At 60.3% G+C, this 14371-nt stretch carries 14 protein-coding genes; 3 read left to right on the plus strand and 11 right to left on the minus strand.

The features are described from left to right. Window positions 1-187: 187 nt before the first annotated feature. Window positions 188-829 carry a BRCT domain-containing protein gene (locus BLO80_RS21130; protein ID WP_092330144.1) on the minus strand — a complete coding sequence of 214 codons (642 nt, stop codon included), beginning with the start codon at window positions 827-829 and terminating at the stop codon, window positions 188-190. 118 nt (window positions 830-947) lie between these two features. Here BLO80_RS21130 and BLO80_RS21135 point away from each other — a divergent pair, with 118 nt between their 5' ends. After that, window positions 948-1154 carry a DUF3077 domain-containing protein gene (locus BLO80_RS21135; protein WP_092330142.1) on the plus strand — a complete coding sequence of 69 codons (207 nt, stop codon included), beginning with the start codon at window positions 948-950 and terminating at the stop codon, window positions 1152-1154. Window positions 1155-1488: 334 nt separating this feature from the next. After that, a complete protein-coding gene (locus tag BLO80_RS21140; protein WP_092330139.1) occupies window positions 1489-3096 on the plus strand; it encodes a methyl-accepting chemotaxis protein in 1608 nt (535 codons plus the stop codon). Window positions 3097-3152: 56 nt separating this feature from the next. On the opposite strand, the gene BLO80_RS21145 is transcribed toward BLO80_RS21140, so the two are convergent. Both BLO80_RS21145 and BLO80_RS21150 read right to left on the minus strand, forming a co-directional pair. Beyond that, window positions 3153-3830, minus strand: coding sequence for an RES family NAD+ phosphorylase (locus BLO80_RS21145; RefSeq protein ID WP_092330132.1), 678 nt, complete (start codon window positions 3828-3830; stop codon window positions 3153-3155). Continuing rightward, the gene (locus BLO80_RS21150) at window positions 3830-4240 is read right to left on the minus strand and encodes an MbcA/ParS/Xre antitoxin family protein (protein WP_072409138.1); all 411 of its coding nucleotides are present in this window, start codon (window positions 4238-4240) and stop codon (window positions 3830-3832) included. Before BLO80_RS21150 ends, BLO80_RS21145 begins: the two co-directional genes overlap by 1 nt. Window positions 4241-4583: 343 nt before the next feature. Between BLO80_RS21150 and BLO80_RS21155 the strand changes: the two genes are divergently transcribed. Further along, window positions 4584-5510: a LysR family transcriptional regulator gene (locus BLO80_RS21155; RefSeq protein WP_092330123.1), complete on the plus strand. Its 927-nt coding sequence runs from the start codon at window positions 4584-4586 to the stop codon at window positions 5508-5510. Here the strand turns inward: BLO80_RS21155 and BLO80_RS21160 are convergent. From BLO80_RS21160 to BLO80_RS21195, 8 genes are all read right to left on the minus strand, one after another. After that, window positions 5427-5744 carry an AzlD domain-containing protein gene (locus BLO80_RS21160; RefSeq protein WP_072409143.1) on the minus strand — a complete coding sequence of 106 codons (318 nt, stop codon included), beginning with the start codon at window positions 5742-5744 and terminating at the stop codon, window positions 5427-5429. The genes BLO80_RS21155 and BLO80_RS21160 overlap by 84 nt on opposite strands. Continuing rightward, window positions 5723-6436 (minus strand): AzlC family ABC transporter permease, encoded by a 714-nt coding sequence (locus BLO80_RS21165; protein ID WP_092330121.1) that lies wholly within the window; start codon window positions 6434-6436, stop codon window positions 5723-5725. Before BLO80_RS21165 ends, BLO80_RS21160 begins: the two co-directional genes overlap by 22 nt. Next, window positions 6433-6870: a GNAT family N-acetyltransferase gene (locus BLO80_RS21170; protein WP_175459532.1), complete on the minus strand. Its 438-nt coding sequence runs from the start codon at window positions 6868-6870 to the stop codon at window positions 6433-6435. The genes BLO80_RS21165 and BLO80_RS21170 overlap by 4 nt, the downstream gene beginning before the upstream one ends. 13 nt (window positions 6871-6883) lie before the next feature. Next, window positions 6884-7630, minus strand: coding sequence for a 2OG-Fe dioxygenase family protein (locus tag BLO80_RS21175; RefSeq protein WP_092330112.1), 747 nt, complete (start codon window positions 7628-7630; stop codon window positions 6884-6886). Window positions 7631-7922: 292 nt separating this feature from the next. After that, on the minus strand, window positions 7923-9209 hold the full coding sequence (locus BLO80_RS21180; protein ID WP_092330106.1) for an OprD family porin: 1287 nt from the start codon (window positions 9207-9209) through the stop codon (window positions 7923-7925). Window positions 9210-9645: 436 nt separating this feature from the next. Further along, window positions 9646-9846 carry a hypothetical protein gene (locus BLO80_RS21185; RefSeq protein WP_057449186.1) on the minus strand — a complete coding sequence of 67 codons (201 nt, stop codon included), beginning with the start codon at window positions 9844-9846 and terminating at the stop codon, window positions 9646-9648. Between the two features lie 243 nt (window positions 9847-10089). Next, complete coding sequence (gene aguA / locus BLO80_RS21190; protein ID WP_092330102.1) at window positions 10090-11196, minus strand: agmatine deiminase; 1107 nt, start codon at window positions 11194-11196, stop codon at window positions 10090-10092. A 251-nt stretch (window positions 11197-11447) separates the two neighbouring features. After that, a complete protein-coding gene (locus tag BLO80_RS21195; RefSeq protein ID WP_092330100.1) occupies window positions 11448-14360 on the minus strand; it encodes an aminotransferase in 2913 nt (970 codons plus the stop codon). Window positions 14361-14371: the final 11 nt, after the last annotated feature.

Raw genomic sequence — 14371 nt, forward strand, 5'->3', positions numbered from 1 at the left:
CGTTCGTCTAGTGCCGGAACCATACAAAACTAAGCCCTTGAAAAATGAGGGGGCTTTGTTTTTTCTGAAGTATTCACTTTTATGCACCCCCTGAAAAACCTGTGGGAGCGAGCCTGCTCGCGATGAGGCCATCAAACCCACCGACAATCTTTCAGCCAAGACAACAGGCAGCCTTCCCTGGACCGGCTCAACCAAACAGCATCTTTTGCCAGTGATCCTCACCCACAATGGCAATCGAAGCCCCCGCCTCCCGCAGTTCCACTGCCTTCATGATCTTCGTTCCGTAGGTGCTGTGGCGCCACTGCTCATTACCCACGCTGCCGACCACCAGGTAATGCACCTTCTTACTCATCCCACCACCAATCAAACCGCCACGCTCTTCGACCAGTGCCTGGCAATCTTTGCGAGGTCCAAAGGCCATGACGCCTGTAAATACAAACATTCGGCCATCCCACACCAAGTCAGGGGCTGGGGAATTGAAGGGAAGGTCCGTTGGAGTAATGGCAACAGCTTCGCCGATCTTCGATCTCTCAATGCCCACGCCAGAAAAGCTACGTAGGATGTTAAGCAGCTCAAGAGACTCGTCCGGGTCCAGAGCATCGTCCTGAAGCATGGACGCCAGACGCGAATACAACAGATTGATCACAGGGTCATTTAGATGGGCGAGGTTGTTTTCCAACCATTGCTTTAGGAAAACCGCTTCGCTGGTGTTCACGACACCGTCCGCCGTAATCCCCGCGGCCAGTCCCACCAAGGCATCGGCGGCGCGTCGATCGATGCGGGCGTGGTGGAGGAATTTGCTGTTTTCGAACTCGTTGTGTAGGTCCATTACGGGGTTCCTTAGGATGGGTATCGGTTCAGCACTGAAGCATTACCGGTTGGGGAAATGTTGTGTTCAAACCTAGCACTCCTGCGCACAGCCCCCCATTTTTTGATCGAGGAAATAAATCCGTCCCCTTTTCCGTCCCCTTTTCCAAGCCCTGTCCCACGCTTCCGATCTGCTCCACGTTGCCAAGGTCCTGGCCGAGGACGCGGCGATGATTCGCGGTACGGATCGGTATGCCTGGGCGTCGTGTTATTTGCAGGATATGAGCAAGGCCGTCATCGACGACGTGGTGAAGGTGCTGGAGGCGCCGGGGAGTAATCCTGCTTAAGGGCCGCAGGCCCAATGCTGTCCGCTGGGTCGAGCAGCATTGGGTTTCTTCTGTATGACGGGAACGATTGAAGAAGGGCTGCTTCGCAGCCCAGCGGGAGCAAGCTCCCTCGCCACGGATTAGGGACAGAACACAATGACTGACTGCAATGAGTTTGTGGGATTTCTGAATGGGCTGTGTTCCCTCCACCCTCCCCCTGTCCAAACAGTTTGCAACGTATTCATCTAATCAAATCCCCCGCCGATACCTCATATAAGCGCATGGAATACCGCAAGGCTCCGTTCGCGCTCGACTACACTTTTCCAGAATTCTCCCGCTCCAGGAGCAGTAAGCGATGAAGATCCGCACCAAGGTCATAGGCTCGGGGTTGGTCAGTCTTTCCTTTGCGTTGCTGCTCGGCGGTATTGGGCTGTGGGGCTATCACTCCATGACCGAGGCCTTGGTGCAGAACGAGACCAGTATCTCCGCCATGCGCAAGCACATGGAGGCGGACATGATGCACGACGCCATTCGTGCCGATGTGCTAGCCGCCCTGCTGGTAACGCCGGGGGATGCCCAGGGGGCGAAGGAGGTACTGGAGTCATTCGACGAACATACGCAGCGGATGCGCAAGGTCATCGCCGAAAATGCCGAGGCGAAGTTGCCGCAGGATATTGCCAAGTCGATTGGCGAGCTCAAGCCACAGGTCGAAACCTATATCGATAAAGCCAAGCAAGTGATTGGCAAGGCGCTGAGCGGGGCTCAGGACGGTCGCGCGCTACGGGCGGAGTTCGACGGGGCGTTTTCGGCGTTGGAGGAGCGCAACGAGGCGGTGAGTGAGCTGATCGAAAACCAGGCGCAGACGTCCCGCGAACTCCAGGACGGCAGCATTCAAAGCTCGCAGGGTTGGCTGGTCGGGACGTTGCTGGCCACCTGCGTGGCGCTGGCGCTGTTGTCGTGGAGCCTGCTCAAGGCGGTGCTTACGCCGCTGAACAAGATCATCCTCAATACCCAGGCGATTTCCCAAGGGGATCTGCAGCGGTCGATGGGGGCCCAAAGCAAAGATGAGCTGGGCCAGCTACAAGGCGTGATCGAGCAGATGCAGACCAATCTGCGGCAGATGATCGCCACGATCCGCGGCCAGAGCGATGAGTTGCATGGCACGTCCCGGAACCTGGGCGATACGGCGCGGCAGATTGTGTCCAGCGCCGACCAGCAGGCCCAGAGCGCGACCAGCATGGCGGCCAGCATGGAACAGATGATGGCGAACATCAGCCAGATCCATCAGCACGCCGACAGCGCCCGGACGATTTCGGCGCAGTCCGAACAATTGGCGAGCAGCGGTGGCCAGGTGATTCTCGGGGTGGTGGAAGGCATGAACCGGATCGCCGAGGTGGTCAACCAGTCCTCCAGCAAGATCACCGCGCTGGACGCCTCGTCCGAAGACATTCATTCCATCATCCAAGTGATCAAGAGCATCGCCGAACAGACCAACCTGCTGGCCCTCAATGCCGCCATCGAAGCCGCCCGCGCCGGCGAGGCGGGCCGCGGTTTTGCGGTGGTGGCCGACGAAGTGCGCAACCTGGCGGCGCGCACCACCCAGTCCACCCAGGAAATCACCGCGATGATCGAGCGCATCCAGTCCAGCGCACGGGACGCGGTGGCGAACATGCAGGCGTGTGTCAGCCGCGTGGACGAAGGCGTCAACCTGGCCCAGCAGGCCGGGGTGTCCATCAGCGAGATCCGCACCGGCGCCCGGCATGCCGCCGAAGTGGTGGAGGAAATTTCCCAGACCATTGCCGAGCAGTCGAAGGCCAGTGATGAGATGGCTCAGCGGGTGGAGTCGATTGCTGCCCAATCGCGAGAAAACACGCTTTCCATCCACAATCTGCAACACACCGCCGATCAGTTGAATGATGCGGCGGGATCGATGCAGTCGTCGGTGCAGCGGTTCAAGATTTGATCCGACCCGGCCAGGGGGCTGTTGCAGCCCCTTGTCACAGCCGGGTCAATGGCAACTCACACCTGACTCACCTCGAACACAAACGAAATCTCCCGCTTCTGGGCACTCCAGACATAGCGAATATGCTTGCCTTGCACCGGAATCGAAACCGCCGGCGGGCGAAACGCGGCCACGCATTCGTGGCCAGGCAAGCGGACGCTGTTGTACAGCAGCCCCCAGGACAAGGTTTCACGCAATTGCCGGGCGAACACCTGGGATGGGCCGTAGGCCGTAGGGTCCGGGTTGTGGAGGTGGGGGTAGTCGTGGCGAATGTCGTGCAGGGGTTTGACGACCTTGTTGACGTAGGTGCGCATGGTCAACTCCAGGTCTGGCTCGTTGGTCGCCCCGAGGAATCGCGCCTGGTGGTAACAGGTCTCGGCGATGGCGGCTTCCTGGCTGCTGGCGGCGTAGTAGACACCGAAGGTGCCGTCGCTGAAGCGGCTGCTTTTGCCGATGTGGGTAAACGCCGCCATCACCGGCGAGGAGCCGGGCCCGGAAACGCGGTCCTCGGGGCGGACCCGGGACAGCACGCCGGCCTGTTCCATCAGCCGATCGTTGGTCAGCGCTTCCAGGGCGTAGGCCGTGGGCAGGTCTTCAGGGTCGAGTACGTCTTCGAACAGCGAAATCGGTGGGAAGCTGCTGTTGACGATCCGATAGGCCCGTTTCCATTGCGGGTCCGCCAGGGGTGGCATCATTAACCGCGCACTCCGTCCAGGTATCGCCGCACATCGGCGATGTCCACCACCCGCCCGGTCAACATGTAGGACAGCGCCGACTGGCCGTTGAACGGTGCCGCGGTATTCGGGCTGCTGACCCACTGATAGGCACGGTCCCGGTTATTGCTGAAGATGATGCTCAGCGCCTTGTGGATACCCATGAGGTAGGAAATGCGCTCCAGCGTATCGCGAGGCAGCCTCACGTTCTCCGGCAACTGTTTGTATTTGTAGAAGGTCGTGTTGCCCACCTTGCCCAACAAGGTGCGCTGCTGCTCGACGCTGCAGCCCCAGAGCGCCATGAGGTTGAAGAAAAACTTCAACGCGACTCGACCCGCATCCGGGGAATCCAATTGCTGCTGCGCGTTGAGGGTGATGGAGGAAGTCGCCATGGGTTTGGGCTCCTTTTAGCGGGTTGGTGCTGAGAGGATAGTACACATATGGATTATTTTTAAGTTTTTATTCGCAAATGGACTCTATCGCCACGCTATTTGAACAATTCGGCATGGCTTCCCAGGTCAATAAACGTAACCAGCTTCCCGCCAACGGGTCCTGGCCAGTATCTGCTGGGCAAAATCCCCAAATCCCGCATAAGCTCCAACCATCGCCTCCCGGCGCTTTTCGGCACAAAATCGCGACAAGCGTGACAAGGTGCATGATGATAGCCGGCATGGCCACTTGGCCGGCCCAGGTGCACAACAATAGCGAGCCCACTTAAGCAGAGGGCATTACCTCATGGATAGCAGAACCCTACGCAACCTCATGCGTATCGTGCAGACTGGCTCGTTGTCGGCAGCGGCCGAGCATTCGTGCCTCACGGTGCAGGCGTTGGCGGCGCAGTTGAACAAGGTCGAGGAGCAGTTCGGTTTCCGGTTGTTCCGGCGCTCGAACAAAGGCCTGACGTTGACGAGCCAGGGCTCGGAACTGACCCCCTTCATGGATCAGGTGCTGATTGCCACCCGGCAATTGGAAGAAAAAGTCGCGGCACTCAAGACACCGCGACAGCGCACGCTCAGAGTGGCGCTCAATACCACCCTGCCGGCGGAGTTCAACCGGCGGATGATCGATCGATTGATCGCCGTGTTCCCCCAGTATCAATTGGAATTCAGCTACGCCGAGTCGATGGAGAACCTGAGCAAGCTCAGGAACGAAGATTTTGACCTGGCGATCCTGATCGGGCAGCAACCGGGCGGTTTTACCAGCATCGCCATGCCGGATGTGCAGGTGCGGGTGGTCGGCGCCCATTGTGGCGACGAAGACGACTCCCTGGGCCTGCTCGGTGACAAGTTTCAGGTGCGTCCGGCAGAAGAATGTCCGTATTCCCACAGCTTCCTGCGCTTTCTCGACGCTGGCCTGGGTGAATACGGGTCGAGCCAGCGCATGGTGTATTCCTGCAGTGAGACGCTGACATTGTCGTTGATCACGCAGCTCGACGGCCTGGGGCTGGTGTCCCGGGAGGCGGCGCTGCGCAACGGCCTGGCGATTTTCCCGGACTTCGAGGATTTCCTCGAGGTCCGCCTGGCGGTGAACAATCCGGAGTTGCCAGGCCAGGCGCTGCACGATGTGGTGGACCTGACGCTACAGGAACGAACCGAGCGCGATATACGCCGCCGTGCCCAGCGCCACACTGAGAAACAGGTTGCGGCTGAAATACGCACATAACAGCGTCGGAATCGCGGCATAAAACTCAGGGCGGTCGAGTTGTATCTGCTGGTCCTTGATCAAGAGTGGGGTCAGGCTGATGGCAGCGACGATCGCCACTGGCAGGTATTCCAGGGCACGGGCGACGAAGGGCGGCCAGTGTTCGGTATTGACCTGCAACGGCAGGGCACGTGGCAGGAAAGTCACGGCCATCATCAGGACCACGACCAGGATCAGGAACGTTTGGTCAGGCATACGCCCACCCCGCAGCCAATGAACGTGGCAATGAAGACATTGAACGGCGAGCTGCCCAGCAGGCTCAGCCCGCCCATGCAGACGACGGCCGCCAGGGCCGCGATCAGTTTGTTGCGGGTGTCGCACAACGAAACCAGCACATAGAGCATCATCGCGGTCAGCGCATAGTCGAGCTGGTATTTGATGAGGTGCGCCGCGTATTGCGCACACACCGCGCCCAGCAAGCCACCGAGCACCCAGGACGTATGGCAGAACAGGTTGAAACCGACCAGGTAGCGCACGCTCACCGGCGCCCCGCTGCCGAGCTTGACGCTGTGGAAAGCGAATGACTCGTCCGTCAACCCTGCCGCGTAGCACCAGCGTTCGAAACGACTGAGGCCCAGCGCACGCAGGGCCTTGGCCATGTAGACCGACATCAGCATATGCCGGGCATTGATCAGGAACGTGGTGAGCACGATGGTGGTCAGTGACGCACCGCTGGAAATCAATGCCAGCGCCGCGAATTGCGAAGCCCCCGCGTAGACGAACAGGCACATCGCCACCGGCAACCACAGGGGCAGCCCGGCGTTGACCGCCATCAGACCGAACACAAACGAAACCGTGAAATAACCCGCTACCACCGGACTGGCTTCAGCAAAGGTACGCGAGGCTTGTGCTTCGACCGCCAGCGGCTGGCTGGAAGTCTTGTTCATAAATCCCTCTCGAAGGTGATTTCACCCCGGGGCTCACAGAACCCCTGGGCGGCCCAGAAACGCTTGCCGGCCAGATTAGCATCGTCGACGAAAAGGAACATGCGCAGCACGCCTACCCGCTTCATGTCAGCCGAGGCGGCCTCGACCAGGCGCTGGCCCAGGCCTTTGGTGCGATGCGGCGGGCTGACCGCCAAGTGATTGATCGTGCCACGGGTACCGAGCATGCCGCCGATCACCGCGCCCACCACGTCACCGCTCGCATCGATGGCCAGGTACGCGGTGGTGGTGTCCTGCAACAACACACCGCGCAGGAAGCGGGCATCCTGCCATTCGCAGAACGACACTTCGTCGAAACCGCGAAAGAACCGCTCCAGTCGCTCGGCGTCCCGGACCATGGCCCGGCGCAACAGGACTTGCTGCGTCGGGTCATCCATGGGTTCGAGCCGTTCAGCGAACAATGTCGAAAGCGGTCCCGGGCCGCGAGAAGGAAATGGCCAGGATCTGCCGGTACGCCATGTCATGCTTATGGGTGTTGCGCGCCGGCGTCACGTAGTGGCGCATGTCGCGGTCCAGGAAGAACGTGGTGTCGAGGATGTCCTCGTAAGTCGTCGCCGCCAGCTGCTCTTCCTGGGCGCTGTACAAACGGCTCTCCGCACCCGCCACATTCTGGCGCCCCCAGAAGTGCACGCCGCTGAACGGATAGCCGTCGCAGTGGATCCCTTCGGGGGTGATTTCCAGTTGTTTGCCCGGCTTGATCTCGATGCGGATCTGATGGATCTGGCATTGCCAGATTTGATCGTGCAAGTCCTGGGGCAGGACGTTCTTGTACACCTCGAAGTCCGTGTCGATCAGGCTGCGCATCACCGGCGAATTGATCACTTCGTTGGAGAAGTCCTGGAAGTGACGCTCCAGCCCGCCGACATAGCTGTTGTTGGCCTTGGACTGAACGTAGGCCCGGTGTTCGAGCTGCTTGAGCTCTCGGGTCGTGGGGTTGTATTCGAAATCGCTGTAGCGGCGAAAACGCATGCCTGACTCGGCCTGGCCGTAGTAACTGTCGGGCTCCATGTTTTCCCAGCTTTTGGTCAGCCGGACAAAGTCGCCGAAATGACCGTAGAGGTTGAAGTCCCCACCGCGAACGTTGACGTATTTGTCACGTCTCAGCGCTTCGCCCACTTCCCTGTTCAGAACGATCATTTTTCATAGGTCTCCACTGCATTGAGCGGCCTAATCTAGTAGGTGCAGGATTTACGTCCATGAGAAAGTATTTGAGGCATTTCAAGCGACGCTTGAAACGGAGGGCAACGTTGCATGAGTACGACTTTTTCTCGGGAAAACAGGCTGTTTCAGTGGCTTTTCTTGCGCTAAAAGCCAAAAGAACCCGAGTTTGGCGTCGCAACGCTATTCACTTCAGGCAGGTATGAATCAGTCGTGGCGAGGGAGCGTGCTCCCTCGCCACGGTTTTATCGGCTCGTAACCCGTTCAGGCATCAGAAGACGCTGATCGGGTAATCCACGAACACCCGCAGTTCATTGCCGCTGACGTTGTATTCGCTGGACTTCTGCGACACCCGCAACACGGAGCTGCGCAACCTGACGCTCAAGTCCTTGGCCGGGCCGCCCTGGACCACGTACTTGAACTGGTTGAAGATCTCGCGCTCGGTACCGCCTTCGCTGGTGGACGTGGTGATGTTATCGCCACGCACATAAGCGACGTTGTAGGTCAGGCCCGGAACGCCGAAGGGGGTGAAGTCCAGGCCGTAGCCCAACTGCCAGCTGCGCTCATCCTCGGCGTTGAAGTCGGACCAGTAGGAGTTGGCCAGGTAGATCGTGTTGCCGCCGTCACCCACGCGATTCTGCCCGCGCTGATAGCCGCCGTAGGCGTAGCCCAGGTTGCTGTCGCCGGTGCTGCGCTGGTGAGCGAGCGTGAAGCTGTGCGGGCCGGTGGCGAAGGTGGCGGCCAGGCTCCAGATCTTGTTGTCGTCGCCGGTGACGTTGTTTTCGCGAACGTAGCTGTTGTCCAGCTTGGTGCGATAACCGTTGAAGTCCAGGGTCAGGGACTGATCCTTGGCCAGCGGGAACACGTAGTTGGCGTTCACGTATTGCTTCTTCAATACATCCTCGACATCCGAGGCGTAGAGCGAAGCCTTGAACTGCTCGGTGAACTGGTAGCTGCCGCCCAATACGTTGATCGACTTCAGGCCACCGCTGTCACGGCCTTCGGCGCTCTTGCGCGATTCGGCGGTGAAACGGCCGGCATTCAGTTCCAGGCCCTTGATCTCCTTGGAGGTGATCAGCGTGCCGGTGTAGCTTTCCGGCAGCAGGCGCGAGTTGTCATAGCTCAGCACCGGCAGGGCCGGCATCTGGTCACCGTAGGCCAGTACGGTGTTGGAAACGCGGAACTTGACCGCGGCACCGAACTTGGACAAGTCATCGGCCGCGTTGCCGCTGTCACCTTGCTTGAAGAAATCGATGCCTTGCGCACCGCTACGACCTTTGCCGCCGTCCAGACGCAACGCATACAGGCCGAAGGCATCTACACCCACGCCCACCGTGCCTTGGGTGAAACCGGACGAGAACGTACCGATGGCCGCCTGGCCCCATTCGGCCTTGTCCTCGTTGCCGTCTTTGTAGTCGCGGTTGATATAAGCGTTGCGCAACAGCACTTTCAAGCTGCTGTCTTCAACGAACCCCCTTGACTCTGCCTGGTCGTTGGCCATGGCGTGTGTCGTGCTCAAGATCCCCAGTGCGATCAAACTAATGCGCTTGTTCAACATGATTATTTTCCTTGTATGGGTTGATACGCACCGCGGCGAGCAGCCGAAATGGCGCTTTCTGCGCTCTTTTTCGGACTCTTGCTCCTGAAAATAATGAAAAGGCCCGCCCACGAGCGAGCGTGTCGGGCCTTTTTATTATTTAAGAGTCATGGCTGTCAGCCACAGGCGTAGGGCGAATCCTAGTCGCGCCCTCAACAGTGTGTCAATTTCGTGAATCGTCTGTAATTAGGCGAAAAACATCTAAGAATCGATCAAAACGAACAGCCGTCCAAACCGCAAGTCGCCGAGGACGCGCAGGCCTGCTCCGGCAGGGTTTGCTTGAGGGCGAAAGCCACTGCCCAGGAACTCCCCCAGGGATTTTGTGTGGATTCGAATCCTGCGAACACAAAAAAAGCGCTGCCATTCCGGCCAGCGCTTTTTATCAATCCGTCGAATCCTATCCTTGCATCACATCCCACAACGCTTCCAACTCAGCCTCGCTGAACAGGCCAGCGGGGTAACGCTCAACGATCATCCGGCGCGGATCAGGTTCTCTGATCTGACGCGTTCCGTTGGACTTCAACCACTGTGCCAAGGCTTGAAGCGACTCACCATTAACGGCCAAGGGATGGCATGTGCGCTCGCTTGTCATATTCATTCCAGCGCCCTCTCCTGGTTGATGAGCGGCTAATTTATCCAAGGTTTATGACAAAACAACTCAGCCCCATTCCCGGAACTGCCGCTGATCCGATACAAGAGCTATGCCAATGTATCCACGCCAACCCATGAACAGATACAAAAAAACCCGCGACCCCATCGGGCCGCGGGCTTGCCGGGATGGATCCAAAATCGCCTGCCCAGGGCCGGCGCAGGCGCTACCGACGGGCTGTTACATCGTCACTCATTTTACGTACGGCGCGGGTTGCTGTTGGGTAAGGCAATGAATATTCCCGCCGCCCAGTAACAGTTCGCGCCCGGGCACCATGACCACTTCGTGCTGCGGGAACAGGCCCTGCAGGATGTCCCTGGCCGGTGCATCCAGCGGGTCGTCAAAGCTGGGCGCGATGATGCCGCCGTTGACGATCAGGAAGTTCACATAGGAACCGGCCAGTCGCACGGTTGGGTTGCGCTCCTGGGAACCTTCCACCGCATCCACGCCCGCGCATTCCTCTTCGGTGGCATACATCGGTCCCGGAATCGGCATTTTGTGCACTGTGAACGGGCGCCCCCTGGCGTCAGTGCTGTTTTGCAGCACATCCATCGCCGCTTGGCAGCGGGTGTAGTTCGGGTTTTGCGGGTCGTCGGTCCAGGCAAGCAGGACTTCCCCCGGACGCACGTAGCAACAGAAGTTATCCACATGGCCGTCGGTTTCGTCATTGAACAGACCGTCCGGCAGCCAGATGATCTTGTCCACCGCCAATTGCGCGCTGAGCACCGCCTCGATCTGCTCACGACTCATGTGCGGGTTGCGATTGCGGTTGAGCAGGCACTCCTCGGTGGTGATCAGGGTGCCTTCGCCATCCACATGGATCGACCCGCCCTCGAGCACGAAACCTTCGGTGCGATAACGCGGGCTGCGTTCGATCTCGAGAATCTTGCCGGCCACTTGCGCATCACGGTTCCAGGGCGCATACAGGCCGCCGTCAAAACCGCCCCAGGCATTGAAATCCCAATCGACGCCACGCACTTCCCCACTGTCATTGATCACGAACGTAGGGCCGGTATCGCGGACCCAGGCATCGTCGCTGGACATTTCTACCAAGCGGATATTCGGCACGTCGAGGCGCGCCCGGGCATTTTCGTACTGGGCCGCGGACACCGCCACAGTCACCGGTTCAAAACGGGCGATGGCCTTGGCGACCGCCACGTGGGCGGCCTGCGCAGGCTTGCCGCCCAGGCGCCAGTTGTCCGGACGCTCGGGCCAGATCATCCAGACCTGGGTCTGGGTCGCCCATTCGGCAGGCATGTGGAAACCATCCGCGCGCGGAGTGCTGTGCAACGTTGTCATGGGTCATCTCCTGGGCGATGGGCAGTGGCAACTTTATAAACGATAAATATCGACTAATAAAGCCACAAAAACTGAACCCCATCAAAAAACAGCTTAAAACACCGACAAAAATCGATTTAAGAACAGCACTGACCCTATGGGCGCGAGCTCGCTCGCGATAGCGGTGAGTCAGCCACATAGATATTGGCTTAAGCACCGCTATCGCGAGCAAGCTCGCTCCCACAGGGAAACAGCTTGACGTTCCAGATCGATTACAGCCCCTCGTCCAATACCTTCGCCAGCATATCGACAAAGAAATCCACACTCTGACGCGTGGTCACCATCGGCGGTTTGATCTTGAGGATGTTCAGATAATCGCCCGTCGGTTGCATGAAGATCCCCAACTCCCGCAGGCGATTGCACAGCGCCGTGGTCTCTTCAGTGGCCGGTTCCAGGGTCTCGCGATCCCGGATCAGTTCCACGCCCAGGTAGAACCCGGAACCATGCACCGCACCGACCAATGGATACTGGTCGATCAGGGCCTCCAGTCGAGCCTTGAAGTGCCCGCCAACCACCCGTGCGTTTTCCCAGAGGTTGTCTTCTTCCATGACATCCAGCACCGCCATGCCGATCTGGCAACTGACCGGACTGCCACCGGCCGACGAGAAGAAGTACCCCTCGGCTTCCAGTGCCTCGGCGATTTCCCGGCGGGTGATGACCGCACCCAGCGGCTGGCCGTTGCCCATGCCCTTGGCCATGGTGATGATGTCCGGCACCACGCCTTGCTCTTCGAAGCCCCAGAAAAACTCGCCCATGCGCCCGTACCCGACCTGCACCTCGTCGGCGATACAGACCCCACCGCGCTCGCGCACCATCGCGTAGACCTGCTTCAGGTAACCGGGCGGCAGCGCGATCCCACCGGCGTTGCCGTACACCGGTTCGCAGATGAAGCCGGCGAGCTGACGCTTGCTCTCGGCAATTTTCGCCAGGTTGTGCTCGACGCTGCGCACGTAGTCCGGCGCACTGTCGGGACCGCGGAACTCGCCGCGGTAGGTGTTCGGGGCGGTCACCGGGTGCACCCAGTCCGGGCGGCTGCTCAGGGCCTGGGGGTTATCGGCGATGGACGTCGACACCGCGTCGGCGGCCACCGACCAGCCGTGATAGGCCTCCAGCACACTGAGCATGTCCCGTCCGCCGCTGTAGGCCCAGGCCAGGCGGATCGCCAGGTCATTGGCCTCGGTGCCGCTGTTGACCAGGAACACCCGGTCCATGTTGGACGGCGACAGCGCCAGCAGGCGTTCGGAAAACTCGGCGATCGCCGCATAGTGGAAACGCGAGTTGGTATTGAGCAGCGACCATTGCCGGGCAGCCACCGCCGCCATGCGTGGATGGCCGTGGCCCAGCACGGCGACGTTGTTGAGCATGTCCAGATACGAGCGGCCCTGCATGTCGATCAGGTGGTTGCGCCAGCCACGCTCGATGCGCGGCGGATCGACGTAATAATGTTTCTGCGAACGGGCGAAGCTCGCATCGCGGCGGGCCAGCAGTGCCTCGGGATCGACCTCCGGTTCGGCATCGCACGCCAGCCCCAGCAGCACCGCCGGCGAAGGGCAAAGCGCCTGCCAGGCCAGGGCCCTGGAGGGCGTGCAGAACAGCGGCGGATTCACCTGGGCGTCCCGGCATAACTGAACCTGCAACGGCCCCGTCACTTCACCCAACACCTGCCCCTTGACCAGCGCCGCCCCGGAATGCAGCGGCGACGTCACGCCCCACAAGCGCACGCTCAACTGCGCGCTGTCCAGTTGCAACATGCCGTCGGCGGCCTTGTGCACAACCCCGGCGAACGGTGATTCGAGCGGCGTGCCCTGGGGCACACTCAACGCCACGTGCAATGGATAAGTGTCGGGTTCGACGGCGCTGTCCGGCCGGGTGCGAGACAAACGGTACTGCCCGTAGCGGCTGGCGGCCAGGCCGTGAAGCCCGGCGGCTTCGTCCAGCAGACGCTGGTCGATTCCCGGCTGCTCCCAATTGCCGGCCTCGAAATGCGGGCTCAACACACCCAGGTCGATCAGGGCGAACTCACGTCCCACCAGAGTCGGCAACAGCGGCGCAAAGCCCTCGCTTGCAATGGCCGGCAGGCTGTGGCCGACGGCGGTGAGAATCGCCGCTTCCATCAGTTCGAAGGGCACCGAGTGCGCCACTCGGAAAATCTCCCACTCATGGGTCAGGTTGTCGCGGCTGTATTGGTTGTCCGGGTCGATGGAAACCTGCTGTTCACCGCTGAGCACCAGCACCGCGGCACGCGCCACGATCAGTGGCCACAGCGCCAACAGTTCCTGGCGCTGCAAGGGGTTGACCGCGTGATAGGCCTTGATCGCCGGCAAGATGAAGAACGGATCGCCATCGGCGTGATGCAGCAGGGCCGCGCACGTCACCGACAAGTCAGTGATGCGCCAGGTACGGACCAGGTCGCCGAAATCGATGACGCCCTGCAATTGCCACTGGCGCTGGGCATCGCGCTGCCAGACCACGTTGTCATCGGTGATGTCCATGTGGATCGCCTGCACCGGCAAGCTGGCCTTGAGCGGCTGCAAGCGCCGCTCGGCCTGTTGCGCGACCTCGGCGACCAGATGTCGCCGTTGTTCATCCTCGATGACAGGCAACAGGTATTCGACCAGGGCCGGAGCATGGCGCGCATCCCATTGCAGGGTGCGCTCCAGGCCCGGGTGGTCGAATGTCGCCAGGGCCAGGTCCATTTCCGCGCACAGGCGGCCCAGGCCCGTGACAAGCTCGGGTGTCAGGTGCTTGAGTTGCGTGAGGGACTGGCCGTCGATGTACTCCAGCAGGCGCATGTGAATCGCTTGGCCGTCGACGTCCAATGTCAGCAGGTCCAGCCCGTTGCTGGCGCAAATCACCCGCGGGACTTTCACCGCGTCGTGTCCGGCCAACTGCTTGAGGGCTGCGTGTTGGGCCTGTATTTCCGGGACAGCGTAGTCGCCGTGGCAAATTTTCAACACAAAGCGCCCGCGCTCGCTGTCGACGCGGTAGTTGAGGTCCTGGTTGCTGCCAAGGGGTCGAAGGTCGCCGCTGAGTCCGTAATTCAAGCGCAACAGCACCAGCGCCTGCTCGGCGCTGATCTGTGGGCTTGGCAAACTGGCACGGTGAACCAACGTAGCGAGTGGCATACAAAGACCCC

It is taken from the genome of Pseudomonas sp. NFACC56-3 (assembly GCF_900100025.1).
Classification (GTDB): Bacteria; Pseudomonadota; Gammaproteobacteria; order Pseudomonadales; family Pseudomonadaceae; genus Aquipseudomonas; species Aquipseudomonas fluorescens_AA.

Coding starts and splice junctions, on each gene's coding strand:
- BLO80_RS21195 (WP_092330100.1), bottom strand. CDS start 14,360: ATGCCACTCGCTACGTTGGTTCACCGTGCCAGTTTGCCAAGCCCACAG.
- BLO80_RS21130 (WP_092330144.1), bottom strand. CDS start 829: ATGGACCTACACAACGAGTTCGAAAACAGCAAATTCCTCCACCACGCC.
- BLO80_RS21150 (WP_072409138.1), bottom strand. CDS start 4,240: ATGGCGACTTCCTCCATCACCCTCAACGCGCAGCAGCAATTGGATTCC.
- BLO80_RS21140 (WP_092330139.1), top strand. CDS start 1,489: ATGAAGATCCGCACCAAGGTCATAGGCTCGGGGTTGGTCAGTCTTTCC.
- BLO80_RS21170 (WP_175459532.1), bottom strand. CDS start 6,870: ATGGATGACCCGACGCAGCAAGTCCTGTTGCGCCGGGCCATGGTCCGG.
- BLO80_RS21175 (WP_092330112.1), bottom strand. CDS start 7,630: ATGATCGTTCTGAACAGGGAAGTGGGCGAAGCGCTGAGACGTGACAAA.
- BLO80_RS21155 (WP_092330123.1), top strand. CDS start 4,584: ATGGATAGCAGAACCCTACGCAACCTCATGCGTATCGTGCAGACTGGC.
- BLO80_RS21185 (WP_057449186.1), bottom strand. CDS start 9,846: ATGAATATGACAAGCGAGCGCACATGCCATCCCTTGGCCGTTAATGGT.
- aguA (WP_092330102.1), bottom strand. CDS start 11,196: ATGACAACGTTGCACAGCACTCCGCGCGCGGATGGTTTCCACATGCCT.
- BLO80_RS21180 (WP_092330106.1), bottom strand. CDS start 9,209: ATGTTGAACAAGCGCATTAGTTTGATCGCACTGGGGATCTTGAGCACG.
- BLO80_RS21145 (WP_092330132.1), bottom strand. CDS start 3,830: ATGATGCCACCCCTGGCGGACCCGCAATGGAAACGGGCCTATCGGATC.
- BLO80_RS21165 (WP_092330121.1), bottom strand. CDS start 6,436: ATGAACAAGACTTCCAGCCAGCCGCTGGCGGTCGAAGCACAAGCCTCG.
- BLO80_RS21160 (WP_072409143.1), bottom strand. CDS start 5,744: ATGCCTGACCAAACGTTCCTGATCCTGGTCGTGGTCCTGATGATGGCC.